Consider the following 15014-nt stretch of genomic DNA (forward strand, 5'->3'; position numbering starts at 1 on the left):
AGCTTACTCCTTGGGGGTGACGAAGGTGGCGGTCAGGGTCGCCTTGCCGAGCGCCATGGCGTTGAGCATGTAGCCTACCATGGCGGGCGGGGTGTCCGCCTTGACATCCAGGGCCTGGGGCAGGGCCCAGACGGTGAATTGGTAGCGGTGCATGCCGTGACCGGCGGGGGGGCAGGGGCCGCCATAGCCCTGGCTGCCGAAGTCGGTGCCAAGCTCCAGCCCCTGTTTGAGCGAACCGGAGGCGTTGCTGGCAAGGGCGCTCTGGCTGGCGGGCAGGTTGACCACCAGCCAGTGCCACCAGCCGCTGCCGGTGGGGGCATCGGGATCATAGGCGGTGACGGCCAGGCTCTGGGTGCCGGCCGGCAGATCCCGCCAGCTCAGCTGGGGTGAGCGGTTCTCCCCCTTGCAGCCGAAGCCGTTGAAGCTGAAGGATTTGTCCATCAACTGGCCTTCGTGGATGTCGGTGCTGCTCAGGGTCATGGCGCCGGCGGGCAGGGCGGCCGCGCACAGCAGGGCTGTCAGGGTGGCTCGGGTGGCAATCTTCATGGTGGTGCTCCTCGGTGGATGAGGGACCAGTGTAGCGAGGGGGAGCAATCAGATAGTCACAGAAAGGCTCAAACTAACGCCATAAGAAGCAAATGCTGAGCAGAACTGTATGTGATAGGTCGAGCGAGAGAACTGAGGGTTGATGAGCGGGCCTGAACGCCCATAAAAAAACCGGCCTCTAGGAGGCCGGTTCTGACATCTTGCTGCGAGACGATTATGCTGCTTAGCGCAGGATCATCTGATCGCGGCCCGGGCCGACGGAGACCATGGGCACAGGAACACCCAGCAGGGCTTCTATACGCAGCACATAGTGCTGGGCAGCCTTCGGCAAGTCTTCGAACTTGCGGATGTGGGAGATGTCTTCGCTCCAGGCTTCCATGGACTCGTACACCGGCTTGAGACCGGCAGTCTGCGGCCAGATCGGGTTCTCGGTGTTGGCGCCTTCGTAGGCCACGCAGATCTTCAGGTCCGGCATGCCGGAGAGGCAGTCCAGCTTGGTCAGGGCGATCTCGTTGGCAGCCTGGATCTCCAGACCCTGCTTGGTGGCGACCGCATCGAAGTAGCCGATGTCACGGGGACGGCCTGTGGTGGCGCCGAACTCGTTGGCAAACTTGCGGAACTCTTCCTGATTCTCCATGGCGGTGATCAGGGTGCCGGTACCGACCGAGGTACTGAACGCCTTGGCCACGGCGATGACGCGCTCTGGGCGCAGGGCCGGCAGGCCGCCACCGATGCCGGCGTAGGCGCCGGAAACGTGGGAGGAGGTCACCCAGGGGTACTCACCATAGATGAGGTCACGGCCAGCGCCCAGCTGAGCTTCGAACAGCAGGGTACCCTTCTGGGCCTGAATGGCCTTGAGGGGCTCGCTGACGTTGCAAATAGCATCGCGCCAGGGGGCGGACACTTCCAGCAGCCAGTCGGCCATCTCCTGAGCGGTCTGACTGAACTCGAAGCTCGGGTAGAGGGCTTTGAGCTGCGGCAGTTTCCAGTCGAGGAAGAATTGGATGCGCTCGACCAGCACTTCCGGCTGTTTCAGCCAGCCAACCAGAATCGCCTTTTTCATGACCCGATCACCGTAAGCCGGGGCAATGCCCTGACGGGTGGAGCCGTAGGCGCCGTCGCCCAGACGCACTTCTTCCAAAGTGTCTTCCAGGGCGTGGATCGGCAGGCAGAAGGTGGCACGATCGGAGATGGCGAGCTTGGGAGTCACGCCGGCGGCTTTCACTTCGGCCAGTTCCTTGGTGAGCGGCTCCGGGCTGATGACCATGCCAGGGCCGAGGACAACCAGGCAATCCGGGTTGAAGACGCCGCTCGGCAGCTGGTGCAGCTTGAAGGTGCCGAGATCGTTGACCACAGTATGGCCGGCGTTGTTGCCGCCCTGGAAGCGGATGCTGGCGGCGGATTCACCTGCCAGATAATCGACGATGCGGCCCTTGCCTTCATCACCCCAGTTAGCACCTACGACTACGATAGACGACATGACTCATTCTCCTAAGACGTTAGGCGTTCATCCTAGGAGGCCGGGGTGGATTAGAAAAATTAATTATCTTTATAGTTCCGATAAGGAAGGCATATAATTGCGGCCACTTTATCGACAAAGCCCCGCCATGTCGCGCCAGCCGCGGGGGAGAGCTACCTCATGCTGGATATTCACTGGTTAAATACCTTCGTCACCCTGGCCCGCTTGCAGCACTTCGGCCAGACCGCCACCGAGCTGCACATGACCCAGCCCAATGTCAGCCTGCACCTCAAGAACCTGGAGCAGGCGACCCGGGTCAAGCTCATCGAGCGCAGTCCGTTTCGCCTCACCCAGGCCGGCGAGCGATTGCTGCAAAGCGCCGAGCGCGCCATCAACGAGCTGCAGCTGTGCCAGTCCGATCTCAATGCCCTGAACCAGCACAGCCAGGGGACGCTCGCCATCGCCGCCAGCGACATCATCTCGCGCCTCCTGCTGATCCAGCCGTTCCAGCGCTTCAAGCAGGCGTTTCCGGGTATCGATCTCACCCTGTTCAACACCACCTCGGATCAGGCGGCTGAGCTGGTCAAGGCGGGCAAGGCGGATCTGGGCTTCGTGATGGCGCAAAAACGCAGCGAGCCGCTGTTTTACACCGAGCTGCAGCAGGTGACCTGGTGCGCCCTGGGGCACGGACTGGCCCGCTGGCAGGCCAGGGCCAAGGCGGGAGAGAGCGATCCCCTCGATGAGCCCACCCTCATCCTGCTGGGACACGATACCCGCACCCGGGCCTTGATCGACCCCTCCTTGCCCCTGCTGGGACTGCCGACCTGCCGCATCATGGAGGTGGGCAGCGTGGATGCGCAGCTCGACTGGGCCGAGGCGGGATTCGGTGTGGCCATAGTGCCTGACTTCTCCCTGCACCCGCGCCTCAAGCTGAGCGCCCCCGTGCAGCGGCTGACCGACTTTCCCGGCACCAGTCTGGGCTATGTGGTGCGCCAGAATCAGGTGCTGTCGCGGGCCATCAAGCAGCTGTTGCACTGGGTGGAGGAGGAGATCCAGCGCCCGGATCAGTTGCCGAGTGCCCATAGTTGATGGCTGAGAGCTGATCGCGTTCTTTTCGCAACGTGTCTGGCAGGCGTACCAATATGAGAAAGGCCACCCTGGGGTGGCCTTTCTCGTTTCTCACGCTCGCTCACGTCACTGGGCGGCTGGGGCCTGGGTCGGCAAGGCGCCGCTCGGCTGGCTCGGCGCTGGCGCCACCGGCTCGGTCGTGGTGGCCGCAGAGGGGGGCGCGACTGTGCTTGCGCCGCTCAGTGGCTCACCCTGGCCTACCGCCGCTCCTTCCAGCACCTTGGCGGCATCTGGGTTGGTTGTCGTTGCCCCCGACGCCGCTGGCAGGGTAGCGCCTGCAGCCTCTTGATTCGTCGTGGCAGAGGAGCCTTCAGGAGAGGGGGCCGCAGCGTCGCCTGTGGGTGCCGCCGATGAGTCCGTTGCTGCAGCATCGGAGGGGGCGAGGGCATCGGGCACCAGGGTGGACGCGGGTGGCGCATCCTGCATGCCAGGATGGGTCGGCACTATGTCATCCGCCTGCATGGATTCGGGGGTGAGGGTGGTCAGCGCCGGGTGCAAGCGGGTGAACTGCTTGAGGTTGTTGGTGAGCACGTCGCGCACCGTGCGCACCTCGGCCTCGGGCAGGCTGGCTTCGGCCACCAGTTCGGCGGTCACGGCAAAGGTGTTGACCCCGCCGGTCTGGCCCGGATAGAGGTTGGCGCCGATGCGGCTGCGCTGATAGTAGGAGTGCTGCTTGAGCAGTCTGTCGATCTGCTCCCCTTCGATGGGGATGAGGCGCGCCTTGCAGCGGCCGGTCAGATCCCCAATCCCTTGATTGGGGTGGCCAGCGACCAGCAGGGCGGCGTCCAGGGTGCCGTTGCAGAGCCCTTCCAGCCGATTGCCAGGAGAGGCCACCGGCGGCGGGGTGAAGCTGCTCTCCTGCCAACCCATGGCCTCAAGCAGCGCCTGGCTGGTGACCCTGTCCCCCGAGTTGGGGGCCCCTATATCCACCCGCTTGCCTTCGATGTCGGCCAGGGTGGTGATGTTGCTGGTGGCGCTGGCGAGCAGGGTCAGGGACTCCTGGTGCAGTTTGAACAGGTTGCGCAGCGTCTCATTGGGGGCCTGCCCCGCGAAGGGACCCGTGCCATGGGCAGCGTGATACAGCACATCCGACTGCACCAGGGCGAGTTGGACCTCCCCCTTGGCCAGATCGGCCAAGTTGGCGAGGGAGCCAGAGGTGCTCTGCACCGTGCAGTGCAGTCCGTGCTGGCTGTTGTCCTCGTTGAGCAGGCGGCAGATGGCCCCGCCCGTCGGGTAATAGACGCCGTTGAGATCGCCCGTGCCTATGGTGACATAGGCGGGGGCGGCGAAGAGGGGCAGCGCCAGCACGCCAGCCAGCAAGGGCAGGGTGATGCGTGACAGGGTTGAGCGGCGGCGCAGGGGTCGTGGGTGCATAGTGAACCGGATCAAGGGCGGAAAAAAGGGATGAGCCCGGCTCATCCCGTCATGAGTCACACCTTATCTATACCAGATATGGGCCAGAATGGCTTTCGCCATTCGAGCCCGGGTGTGGGGGCGCAGCGTGAGTGCCGCGCCAGAGTCCTGGCGCCCCTAGGTGCGGCGCGAGAGGATGGCTTTTTCCATGCGCGCCAGCGCTTCGGTGAGCAGCGCCCTGGTGCAGCCAAAGTTGAGGCGCACGAACTGGCCGTCGCCAAACTGGGCGCCGGGGGAGAGCCCGACTCCGGCCTGCTCGAAGAAGGCTATGGGGTCATCGAGTCCAAGCCTGCTCACGTCGATCCAGGCGAGATAGGTGGCCTGATGGCGGGCCAGGGTGACGCCGGGCCAGCGGGCGACCGCCTGCTCTATCAACCCTAGATTGGCACTCAGATAGTCGAGCTGCTCGACGAGCCACTCATCGCCCCCCTCGTAGGCTGCCTCTGCCGCCACGAAGCCCAGCAGGTTGACGTCGGCACTGATACCGCGCATCGCCTGTTGCAGCTTGAGCCTCAGTCTGGCGTTCGGGATCACGGCGAAGGAGCAGCACAGACCAGCGATGTTGAAGGTCTTGCTCGGCGCCATCATCACGGCGCTGCGTTCGGCCGCCTGCGGGCTGAGGGCGCCATAGGGGATGTGACGGGCGTCCTTGTCCAGCAACAGATCGCAGTGGATCTCGTCCGAGCAGATCACCAGGTTGTGGCGCTCGGCGATGGCGTCGATGGCGAGCAGCTCCTCACGGGTGAAGACGGTGCCGCCCGGGTTGTGCGGGTTGCACAAGAGCAGCAGATCGGCCGAAGGGGCCTGACGCTCCAGCTCCTCCAGATCCAGCACCCAGCGACCCGCCTCTTCGACCATGGGCACGGTGAGCAGGGGGCGATCGTTGAAACCCGGGGCCTGCAGGAAAGGGTAATAGACCGGCTTGGGAGTGATGATGCCGCGGCCATGCTGGCTCCAGGCCTTGCAGGCCAGATTCAGGCCAGGCACTACCCCCGGCAGGAAGACTAGCCACTCGGGTTGGATGGCCCACTCATAGCGCTGCTGCAGACGGGTCTGGATGAGTTCGATCAAACGAGGGGATGGGCGAGAGTAGCCGAAGATGCCGTGGGCCACCCGTTGGGTCAGCGCCTCGATCACGGCGGGCGGGGAGGCGAAATCCGTGTCGGCCACCCACATGGGCAGCACATCCTGCCCCTTGTACTTGTCCCACTTCAGGCTCATGGTGCCGCTGCGGTCTATCTCCCGATCAAAATCAAACATGTGAAATCCTTGTGCTGGCCAGATGGGTTACCAATGTACGGACTTGGACCTGGCCTCGCAAGCCTTGAGAAGGCTGTTGATAATGGCATAAAATAACCATCAGTCTGACCGAATATCCGCCGGCCTCTGGCTCCCTTTTCTGTTCCATATCAATGGTATCTCTATGAGTTTGCTGAGTGCTGCCCGCAAGAGGCCGGATCCCGTCTCTCTCTCTTTCCTTGCCGTGACCTTCATGACCGGGGTGGCGGTGGCGCTGCAGGTGCCGACCTTGAGCCTGTTTCTCGCCGAAGAGGTGCAGGTGCGCCCCTTCCTGGTGGGGCTGTTTTACACCATCAATGCCGTGATCGGCATCCTCATCAGCCAGTGGCTCGGCCACCGCTCCGACAGCAAGGGGGATCGCAAGCAGCTGATCCTGCGCTGCTGCTTCGCCGGCATAGTGCTCTCCCTGCTGTTCGCCTGGAATCGCCAATACTGGCTGCTGGTGAGCCTGGGGGTGGTACTGGCCAGCCTCACCGCCACCGCCAGCCCCCAGTTGTTTGCCCTGGCGCGGGAATATGCCGACAGTCGCAACAAGCGGGCCGACATGTTCAGCTCTGTGCTGCGGGCCCAGTTTTCTCTGGCCTGGGTGATAGGGCCGCCGGCCGCGTTTGCGCTCGCCATCGGGTATGGCTTCGAGGTGATGTATCTCGCCTCCGCCTTTGCCTACCTCGTTTGCGCCTTCGTGGTGTGGCGCTGGTTGCCCTCCCTGCCGCTGCCCAAGGCCAGCGGGGATGGGGAGCGGGTCAGCAGCTGGAAGGATCCCTCCGTGCGGGCGCTGTTCATCGCCTCCACCCTGATGTGGACTTGCAACAGCATGTACCTCATCAACATGCCGCTCTACATCACCCGCGAGCTGGGGCTGGAGGAGAAGCTGGCGGGCATTCTGATGGGCACGGCAGCGGCGCTGGAGATCCCCTTCATGCTACTGGCGGGCTACTACACCCGGCGCTTTGGCAAAAGGCCCATGATGTTGCTGGCGGTGCTGGCCGGGGTCGGTTTCTACGTGGGGCTGGTGACTCTGTCGAGTCAGACGGCGCTCATCGGTCTGCAACTGCTCAACGCCATCTTCATCGGCATCGTCGCTGGGATCGGCATGTCCTACTTCCAGGATCTGATGCCGGGCCGCGCCGGGGTGGCGACCACCTTGTTTGCCAACAGCATCCGCACCGGCTCCATCATGGCGGGTGCGATAGCGGGGACTGTGGCGGAGATCTGGAGTTTTCACGGGGTCTTTATGGTGGCCATGGCACTGGCGCTGGCGGCGCTGGCCGCCTGCTGGCGGGTGCCCAACGTCTAGGGTTTCTGCGGCGCATTGATTGATGGAAGAGGGAGGGCTGTTCTCAGCCCGAGTACCTCTGCTCCTATGGGTGAGCAGAGGCCAAAGTGCCTGGGCTATTTGCCGTTGTCGGTCTGGTATTCGTTGCGCAGGCAACGCAGCAGCAGCTCGGCCGCCGGACCCAGGGCATCCGCGGAGGGCGTGAGCAGATAGGTGTAGAGATAGCGCTCGCTGCCTCCGTCCAGGTTGAGCGGCACCAGGCTGCCGGTGGCGAGCTCATCTTGCACCAGATGACGGGGCACCCAGGCATAGCCGAGGCCGAGTTTCAGCATGGTGAGCACCTCGTGGTAGTGAGTCGCCTTCCAGCCGGTATCGTCCGCATCGTTCCAGTCCACCGAGCGATGGATGGGGGGATGCAGGCTGATCTGGTTATGACTGGCGAGCTGCTCGGCCGTGAGGGGAACCTCCTGATTGGCGAGGGGGTGCTCGGGGGCGCACAGCAGCAGCAGGCACACCTCGTCCAGGGGCAAACCGGTGCGATCGTGAGGCAGGTGCTCGGAGAGCATCAGATCCCCCACCTGCAGCGCATTGAAGTGACAGTGAATGCGTTCGTGCAGATTGATGCGGCAACCCCGGCTGCGGGGATAGAAGTTGGCTAGCGCCCGATAGAGCCGCTCTCTTGGCTGCAGCACGGACACATACAGATTGATCTGCGGCTCCCACTGCCGCTCCAGGTTGTTGGCCAGATTCTCCAGCTCTTCCACCTGCTGGCTGAGCTGGCGCGCCCGCTTGAGGAAGATCTCCCCCGCCGGTGTCAGCACCGCCTTGCGTCCCCGCACCTCCAGCAGGGCCAGCCCCAGACTCTGTTGCAGCTTGGCCACCGCATGATTGAGGGACGATTGGCTCTTGTTCAGCGCCTCGGCGGCCTGGGCATAACCGCCACAGTCCACCACGGCCTGAAAGATCCGCCATTGCTCAAACGTGCTCTTGGGACGAAACATAATTCAACCTGTCAGGGTGCCGATGGGATTCAACAGGGTGCCACTGGCACCCCCTATTCAATTTAACCCTATCTGGTTAGTTTGTTGATTTATTTAGGTTGAGCAACAAAGGTCTGGCCGGTCTTGCCCCGGCTGTCGGTTCCCATCAGGTAGAGATAGAGCGGCATCAGGTCGGCTGGAGTCTTGAGGGTCTGCGGATCTTCCCCCGGGAAGGCGCTGGCCCGCATCTTGGTGCGGGTGCCGCCGGGATTGAGGGTGTTCACGCGCACGGCGGTATTTTCCAGCTCGTCCGCCAGCACCTCCATCATGCCCTCGATGGCGAACTTGGAGATGGCATAGGTGCCCCAGTAGGCGCGCCCCTTGCGACCCACGCTCGACGAGGTGTAGACGATGGAGGCATCGCCGTGCTGCTTCGCGGTCTGGCGAATGAGTGGCAACAGCGCCTGGGTCAGCAGGAATTCGGACTTGACGTTGACCTGCATCACCTCGTCCCATTCCTGCTCTTGAATGTGCTCGAACGGCGACAAGGTGCCGAGCAGGCCGGCATTGAACAGCACGCCGTCGAGGCGACCGAACTGCTGGGCGAAGGTCTCGGCCATGCCAAGGTAGTGGCTCTTGGTCGCCCCTTTCAAGTCCACCGGCACTATGGCGGGCAGGGGGTGACCCGCGGCCTCGATCTGGTCATAGACAGCCTCGAGCTTGGCGCTGGTGCGGCCGAGCAAGATCACGGTGGCGCCGTGGGCCGCATAGGTGAGGGCCGCCTCGCGTCCGATGCCATCACCGGCCCCCGTCACCAGAATGACCTTGTCCTTGAGCAGCGCCTGGGGGGCCTGATAATCGAGCATGTGGACTCCTGTTAACAAATGGGCGCATCTGTGTGCGGCAATGCTGGGCAGTGTACTGATCCGGCCCCGTCCTTGACCAGTATGAGAGGGCAAAAATGTGAATAAAACAGCGGGCTTGTATCGATTTTTCGGTAAATTGGCGAGTGAGTGGCAGAGTTTTTGCACCCTGTAGCCAAACTCCTTACTATGTGAAAAATCCGACCCTATCTGGGACATTCGTGGAGCATCAAGTGGCATTTTTGACCGAATACGGCCTGTTTTTGGCCAAGACCCTCACCTTCCTGCTGGCCATCGGCGCCGTCATCCTGATGCTGGTGAGCAGCCGTCAGCCCAAGGCGCGCAAGGGGGAGCTGGTGGTGACCGATCTATCCCGCGAGCTGGAGCAGGGCCGTCATCAACTGCAATCTGCCCTGGCTGACAAGGGCCAGCGCAAGCAACTCGAGAAGGCGCGCAAGGCCGAGCACAAGGCGCGCGCCAAGGCCGAGGATGAACGCAGCCGTCTGTTCGTCATCGACTTTCACGGCAGCATGGACGCCAAGGAGGTCGCTTCCCTGCGCGAAGAGGTGAGCGCCGTGATAGGGGTCGCCCAGCCCGGTGACGAGGTGCTGCTGCGCCTCGAGTCCGGCGGTGGCGTGGTGCACGGCTATGGCCTGGCGGCATCCCAGTTGCAGCGCCTGCGGGACAGGGACATCAAGCTGACCGTGGCCATCGACAAGGTGGCGGCGAGCGGCGGCTACATGATGGCCTGCGTCGGGGATCAGATCCTGGCGGCCCCCTTTGCCATCGTCGGCTCCATCGGTGTGATTGCCCAGTTGCCGAACTTCAACAAGCTGCTGAAAAAGCACGATATCGAGTTCGAGATGCACACCGCAGGCCAGTACAAGCGCACCATCACCATGTTCGGCGAGAACGACGATCTGGGGCGGGAGAAGTTTCGCGAGGAGCTCGGCGCCATTCACGAGCATTTCAAGACGTTCGTGGCCGAGCACAGACCCAGCCTCGACATCGACAAGGTCACCACGGGCGAGCACTGGCTGGCGAGCCAGGCCAAGCAACTCGGGCTGGTGGATACTCTCTGCACCAGCGATGACTATCTGCTGGCCCAGTCCAGCCACCACAAGGTGATCGGCATCAGCTATCGCAAACCCAAGAGTCTGACCCAGAAACTGGGCCAGCAGGGCGCCCAGGCACTGGAGGCGGGTCTGGGGCGACTGTGGCAACAGAGCCCCTGGCGCTAACTGCCAGGACTCGCTCGTTGCAATGAAAAAGGCCGGACTAAGTCCGGCCTTTTCTATGGCGCAATCAGGGTTGCGCCGTTACTGGCCCTCTCAGCGCTGGAACGGATAGACGGAGCCGAGTTTGAGGATCTGGGTCAGCTCGTCCAAGGCTGCGCGGGTCTCCAGCACCAGGGACGGATCGCGCAGATCGTCCAGCGCCAGGCTGTCGCGGTAGTGTTTCTCCACCCACAGATCCAGACGTGCGAACTGGCTGTCGTTGATGAGGCAGGCCGGGTTGACCGCCGCGAGCTCGGCATCGTTCATGGCCACTCGCAGCCGCAGGCAGGCGGGGCCGCCGCCGTTGCGCATGCTCTGTTTCACGTCCATGAAATGCACGCCCTTGATCGGGGTGCCCAGGGTCACCAGCTTGGCCAGGTAGGCCGACACCGCTGGATTGTCGCGGCACTCTGTGGGGGCGATGATCGCCATCTCGCCGGAGGGCAGAGTCAGGATCTGGGTATTGAACAGATAGGACTTCACCGCATCTTGCACCGACACCTCGGCGGTCGGCACCTCGACGAAGTGCAGCTCCCCCTCGCCAAACTTGGCACGCACCTCGGCCAGCGCGGAGGCGGTGTTGAGGAAGGCCTGCTGGTGGAAGAACAGGACGTTCTGGTTGCCCACGGCGATCACGTCGTTGTGGAACACCCCCTGATCGATCACCTCGGGATTTTGCTGGATGAAGACGGCGCTCTCATCACCGAGGCCATGCAGGCGGGCAATGGCCTGGCTCGCCTCCAGGGTCTGGCGGGCCGGGTAACGCTTGGGGGCCGGCTGGGAGACGTCGAAGGCGCTGCGGCCATAGACGAACAGCTCGACCCCGGCCTCGCCGTAGGCGCGGCACAGCCGGGTGTGATTGGCGGCCCCCTCGTCACCGAAGTGATCGTTTTCCGGCAGATGCTGGTGGTGGCAGAAGTGGCGATCGTTGTTGAACACGGCGCGCAGGATGCGACCCGTCACCTCGGGTTCGAGGGAGCGGTGGAACTTGTTGGTCAGGTTGGCGGGGGTGAAGTGAATGCGGCCGTCCTGGGTATCGGCGCTCGGCGAGACGGTGGCGGCGTTGGCGGTCCACATGCTGGAGGCGGAATAGCAGGCGGCCAGCACGGCGGGGGCCTGCTTGGCAGCCTGGGCCAGCACGCTGGCGTCGTTGCCGCTAAAGCCCAGACGACGCAGGGTGGCGAGATCGGGCCGCTCCTGGGGGGCCAGCACCCCTTGCACCATGCCGAGCTCGGTCAGCGCTTTCATCTTGCGCAGACCCTGCTTGGCTGCCTCCTTGGGATTGGACGCTTCTTTGGCGTTGCTCTGGGAGGCCACGTTGCCATAGGAGAGGCCGGCATAGTTGTGGGTGGGGCCGACCAGACCGTCGAAGTTGACCTCGAAGTGCTTCATCACGATATCCTTTCGATTTTTATATGGGGAGCGGTTCCTTCCGCGCACAAAGCTGCGGTGTACGGCCATTATAAAGAGATTTCATGCTTCGTAACAAGCTGATAACCAAGCTGGTTTTTTATGTAACAAGGGCGGTTGGATATGTCACTTCCAATCTAAAAAAGGGGGGGATATAGCATAAAAACAAAAAAGCGGTTGCTTCCCGCGCCCTGGCTTCGCATTAATAAATAAAGAGAGAGTGCGGTACGGGCTGGTCAAGCAAATTTGTCTCCAAGATTGCTTTTTCGCGTCAAATCTCTTATACAGCCCCACAAAACCGCACGCCAACCCCGTCGGGTGCAATGAGGATAATAGTTACAGCATGGGCAAATCACTGGTCATAGTGGAGTCTCCGGCCAAGGCCAAGACCATCAACAAATATTTGGGCAAGGACTACGTGGTGAAATCCAGCGTCGGTCACGTGCGCGATCTGCCGACCAGCGGCAGCGCCAGCAATGAGCCCAAAAAACCTGTCATTCGCGGCATCAAGCTCAGCGAATCCGAGAAGGCAGCAAAGGATCGCAACGCCCTGTTCTCCAGGATGGGGATCAATCCGACCGCAGGCTGGCAGGCCAACTACCAGATTTTGCCCGGCAAGGAAAAAGTGGTCAGCGAGTTGCAAAGTCTGGCCGAGAAGGCTGACACCATCTATCTCGCAACCGACTTGGATAGAGAAGGGGAAGCGATCGCCTGGCACCTGCGGGAGATCATCGGCGGTGACGACAGTCGCTACAAACGGGTGGTGTTCAACGAGATCACCAAGAGCGCCATCCAGGATGCGTTCGCCCAGCCGTCCGAGCTGAACATCCATCGCGTCAACGCCCAGCAGGCCCGTCGTTTCCTCGACCGGGTGGTGGGTTACATGGTCTCCCCGCTCTTGTGGAAGAAACTGGCTCGCGGTCTCTCCGCCGGCCGGGTGCAGTCTGTCGCGGTGCGTCTCATCGTCGATAAAGAGCGCGAGATCAAGGCCTTCGTGCCGGTGGAGTTCTGGGATCTGAACGCCGATCTGCTGACCGGTGACAAGAGTGCCCTGCGCATGGAAGTGGTCAGCCGCAACGGTGCCGACTTCAAGCCGGTCACCCAGGCCGAGACCTTCGCCGCCGTGGCCGCCCTGGAAGGGGTCGATTACAAGGTAGTGAACCGGGAAGACAAGCCGACCGGCTCCAAGCCGTCCGCTCCCTTCATCACCTCCACCCTGCAACAGGCGGCTTCTACCCGTCTGAGCTTCGGGGTGAAGAAGACCATGATGATGGCCCAGCGGCTGTATGAAGCGGGTTACATCACCTATATGCGTACCGACTCCACCAACCTCAGCAAAGAGGCGGTGGAGGCGGTGCGGGAATACATAGGCGAGCAGTATGGCGCGGCCTACCTGCCAAGCGATCCCACCCTCTACGGCTCCAAGGCCGGTGCCCAGGAAGCGCATGAGGCGATCCGTCCCTCCAACGTGCTGGTGACCGCCGAGCTGCTGGAAGGGATGGAGCCGGACGCCATGCGCCTCTATGACCTCATCTGGCGCCAGTTCGTCGCTTGCCAGATGACCCCGGCCCAGTACGACTCCTCCACCCTGACCGTCAAGGCCGGTGAATTCGAGCTCAAGGCCCGTGGCCGTACCCTGCGCTTCGCCGGTTGGACCAAGGCCCTGCCACCCATGGGTCGCAAGGGGGAAGATACCCAGCTGCCGGCGGTGACCGTCGGCGAGATCCTGAAGCTGGTCAAGCTGGATCCGCGCCAGCATTTCACCAAGCCGCCCGCCCGCTTCACCGAAGCGGCCCTGGTGCGCGAGCTGGAAAAGCGTGGCATCGGTCGTCCTTCGACCTATGCCTCCATCATCTCCACCATCGTCGACCGTGGCTACGTACGGGTCGAGAGCCGCCGCTTCTTCGCCGAGAAGATGGGGGAGATCGTCACCGACCGCCTGGTCGAGAACTTCGTCGAGCTGATGAACTACGAGTTCACCGCCAAGATGGAAGACAAGCTCGATGGCATCGCCGAAGGCAGCCTGGAGTGGAAGAAGGTGCTGGACGCCTTCTACGCCGAGTTTACCCAGGAGCTGGAGCAGGCCGACAAGCCGGCGGAAGAGGGGGGCATGCGTGCCAACCAGATGGTACTGACCGACATCGACTGCCCGGATTGTGGCCGCAAGATGGGGATCCGCACCGCCACTACAGGCGTCTTCCTCGGCTGTTCCGGCTATGCCCTGCCGCCCAAGGAGCGCTGCAAGAAGACCATCAACCTGGTCAGCGCCGACGAGTTCGTCTCCGCCACCGATGGGGATGAGGCCGAGACCGAGGCCCTGCGTGCCAAGCACCGCTGCACCGTCTGCGGCACCGCCATGGATGCCTACATCATCGACGACAGCCGCAAGCTGCACGTCTGTGGCCGCAACCCGGATTGCGACGGCTACGAGATCGAGCAGGGTCAGTTCAAGCTCAAGGGTTACGAAGGCCCGAGCATAGAGTGCGACCGTTGTGGCAGCGAGATGCAGCTCAAGAACGGCCGTTTCGGCAAGTACATGGGCTGCACCAACGAGACCTGCAAGAACACCCGCAAGATCCTCAAAAACGGCGATATAGCGCCGCCGAAGGAAGATCCGGTGCCGCTGCCAGAGCTCAAATGCACCCAGTCCGATGCGTACTTCGTGCTCCGTGACGGCGCCGCCGGCCTGTTCCTCGCCGCCAGCAACTTCCCGAAATCCCGTGAGACTCGTGCGCCTCTGGTTGAAGAGCTCAAGCGCTTCCGCGACCGGCTCTCGCCCAAGCATCAGTATCTGGCCGATGCCCCGGCGTCAGATCCTGACGGTAACGCATCCGTGGTGCGCTTCAGTCGCAAGACCAAGGAGCAGTACGTGATGACCGAGGTCAACGGCAAGGCGACGGGCTGGACTGCCCATTACGACAATGGAAAATGGCAGGAAAGTCTGGCCAAGGCGAAGAAATCCTGACGCGCCATTGCTCACACTATGATGAAAGAGGCCCCGTACAGGGGCCTTTTTATTGGGAGATGGCGGTATACTGAAGAGGCTGCATGGATGGCAGCGCAAGACACGGAGGTTGTCATGGAGATACACGAAATCCGGCCAGGCATGACCTGCTTGACCCGTGAAGGAACGGCCTACGTGCTGGAAGTGGACAAGCAGAGTCTGCTGGTGTTGCTGCAACGGGAGGATGAAACCATCCCGGTGCAGGTGCGCAGCGACGAGATCCTGGGCCCGCTCCTCGGTGACTGACACGGGAGCCGTGAGAAAAGGATGCCCTAGAAGGGGATCAGAAACAGCAGCTCGGCCAGGTCGGGCTGCCACTGCCACTCTCGCATCTTGACCTGTCTCTTATACACATCTGA

At 62.6% G+C, this 15014-nt stretch carries 12 protein-coding genes; 5 read left to right on the forward strand and 7 right to left on the reverse strand.

The annotated features are described in order from the left end of the window. Positions 1–3: 3 nt before the first annotated feature. The gene (locus tag CUC44_RS16785) at positions 4–546 is read right to left on the reverse strand and encodes a YbhB/YbcL family Raf kinase inhibitor-like protein (RefSeq protein WP_100861020.1); all 543 of its coding nucleotides are present in this window, start codon (positions 544–546) and stop codon (positions 4–6) included. A 223-nt stretch (positions 547–769) separates the two neighbouring features. Beyond that, positions 770–2026 (reverse strand): adenylosuccinate synthetase, encoded by a 1257-nt coding sequence (locus CUC44_RS16790; protein ID WP_100861021.1) that lies wholly within the window; start codon positions 2024–2026, stop codon positions 770–772. A 159-nt stretch (positions 2027–2185) separates the two neighbouring features. Here CUC44_RS16790 and CUC44_RS16795 point away from each other — a divergent pair, with 159 nt between their 5' ends. Continuing rightward, entirely contained in the window at positions 2186–3094 is a 909-nt protein-coding gene (locus tag CUC44_RS16795) for a LysR family transcriptional regulator (RefSeq protein WP_100861022.1), read from the forward strand. 105 nt (positions 3095–3199) lie between these two features. Here CUC44_RS16795 and CUC44_RS16800 read toward each other — a convergent pair whose 3' ends face one another. Continuing rightward, positions 3200–4507 carry a TAXI family TRAP transporter solute-binding subunit gene (locus CUC44_RS16800; RefSeq protein ID WP_244166797.1) on the reverse strand — a complete coding sequence of 436 codons (1308 nt, stop codon included), beginning with the start codon at positions 4505–4507 and terminating at the stop codon, positions 3200–3202. A gap of 156 nt (positions 4508–4663) precedes the next feature. Then, entirely contained in the window at positions 4664–5806 is a 1143-nt protein-coding gene (locus tag CUC44_RS16805; RefSeq protein ID WP_100861024.1) for a MalY/PatB family protein, read from the reverse strand. Positions 5807–5969: 163 nt separating this feature from the next. Between CUC44_RS16805 and CUC44_RS16810 the strand changes: the two genes are divergently transcribed. Next, entirely contained in the window at positions 5970–7142 is a 1173-nt protein-coding gene (locus CUC44_RS16810; RefSeq protein WP_100861025.1) for an MFS transporter, read from the forward strand. Positions 7143–7237: 95 nt separating this feature from the next. Here CUC44_RS16810 and CUC44_RS16815 read toward each other — a convergent pair whose 3' ends face one another. Both CUC44_RS16815 and CUC44_RS16820 read right to left on the reverse strand, forming a co-directional pair. Further along, positions 7238–8122, reverse strand: coding sequence for a LysR family transcriptional regulator (locus CUC44_RS16815; RefSeq protein WP_100861026.1), 885 nt, complete (start codon positions 8120–8122; stop codon positions 7238–7240). Between the two features lie 89 nt (positions 8123–8211). Then, a complete protein-coding gene (locus CUC44_RS16820) occupies positions 8212–8967 on the reverse strand; it encodes a YciK family oxidoreductase (RefSeq protein ID WP_100861027.1) in 756 nt (251 codons plus the stop codon). A gap of 230 nt (positions 8968–9197) precedes the next feature. On the opposite strand from CUC44_RS16820, the gene sohB reads away from it, so the two are divergent. Then, on the forward strand, positions 9198–10205 hold the full coding sequence (sohB, locus tag CUC44_RS16825; protein WP_100861028.1) for a protease SohB: 1008 nt from the start codon (positions 9198–9200) through the stop codon (positions 10203–10205). 90 nt (positions 10206–10295) lie between these two features. Here sohB and astB read toward each other — a convergent pair whose 3' ends face one another. Then, on the reverse strand, positions 10296–11633 hold the full coding sequence (gene astB / locus CUC44_RS16830; RefSeq protein ID WP_100861029.1) for an N-succinylarginine dihydrolase: 1338 nt from the start codon (positions 11631–11633) through the stop codon (positions 10296–10298). 361 nt (positions 11634–11994) lie between these two features. Here astB and topA point away from each other — a divergent pair, with 361 nt between their 5' ends. Next, entirely contained in the window at positions 11995–14616 is a 2622-nt protein-coding gene (topA, locus tag CUC44_RS16835; protein ID WP_100861030.1) for a type I DNA topoisomerase, read from the forward strand. 114 nt (positions 14617–14730) lie between these two features. Next, the gene (locus tag CUC44_RS21110) at positions 14731–14901 is read left to right on the forward strand and encodes a hypothetical protein (protein ID WP_167388934.1); all 171 of its coding nucleotides are present in this window, start codon (positions 14731–14733) and stop codon (positions 14899–14901) included. The last annotated feature ends 113 nt before the right edge of the window (positions 14902–15014 follow it).

Source organism: Aeromonas lusitana (assembly GCF_002812985.1).
Lineage (GTDB): Bacteria > Pseudomonadota > Gammaproteobacteria > Enterobacterales > Aeromonadaceae > Aeromonas > Aeromonas lusitana.

What these genes read in the sequence shown, in the direction of transcription:
- CUC44_RS21110 (WP_167388934.1), top strand. Translation starts at nt 14,731, where the DNA reads ATGGAGATACACGAAATCCGGCCAGGCATGACCTGCTTGACCCGTGAA.
- CUC44_RS16810 (WP_100861025.1), top strand. Translation starts at nt 5,970, where the DNA reads ATGAGTTTGCTGAGTGCTGCCCGCAAGAGGCCGGATCCCGTCTCTCTC.
- astB (WP_100861029.1), bottom strand. Translation starts at nt 11,633, where the DNA reads ATGAAGCACTTCGAGGTCAACTTCGACGGTCTGGTCGGCCCCACCCAC.
- CUC44_RS16815 (WP_100861026.1), bottom strand. Translation starts at nt 8,122, where the DNA reads ATGTTTCGTCCCAAGAGCACGTTTGAGCAATGGCGGATCTTTCAGGCC.
- CUC44_RS16805 (WP_100861024.1), bottom strand. Translation starts at nt 5,806, where the DNA reads ATGTTTGATTTTGATCGGGAGATAGACCGCAGCGGCACCATGAGCCTG.
- topA (WP_100861030.1), top strand. Translation starts at nt 11,995, where the DNA reads ATGGGCAAATCACTGGTCATAGTGGAGTCTCCGGCCAAGGCCAAGACC.
- CUC44_RS16820 (WP_100861027.1), bottom strand. Translation starts at nt 8,967, where the DNA reads ATGCTCGATTATCAGGCCCCCCAGGCGCTGCTCAAGGACAAGGTCATT.
- CUC44_RS16795 (WP_100861022.1), top strand. Translation starts at nt 2,186, where the DNA reads ATGCTGGATATTCACTGGTTAAATACCTTCGTCACCCTGGCCCGCTTG.
- CUC44_RS16790 (WP_100861021.1), bottom strand. Translation starts at nt 2,026, where the DNA reads ATGTCGTCTATCGTAGTCGTAGGTGCTAACTGGGGTGATGAAGGCAAG.
- CUC44_RS16800 (WP_244166797.1), bottom strand. Translation starts at nt 4,507, where the DNA reads ATGCACCCACGACCCCTGCGCCGCCGCTCAACCCTGTCACGCATCACC.
- CUC44_RS16785 (WP_100861020.1), bottom strand. Translation starts at nt 546, where the DNA reads ATGAAGATTGCCACCCGAGCCACCCTGACAGCCCTGCTGTGCGCGGCC.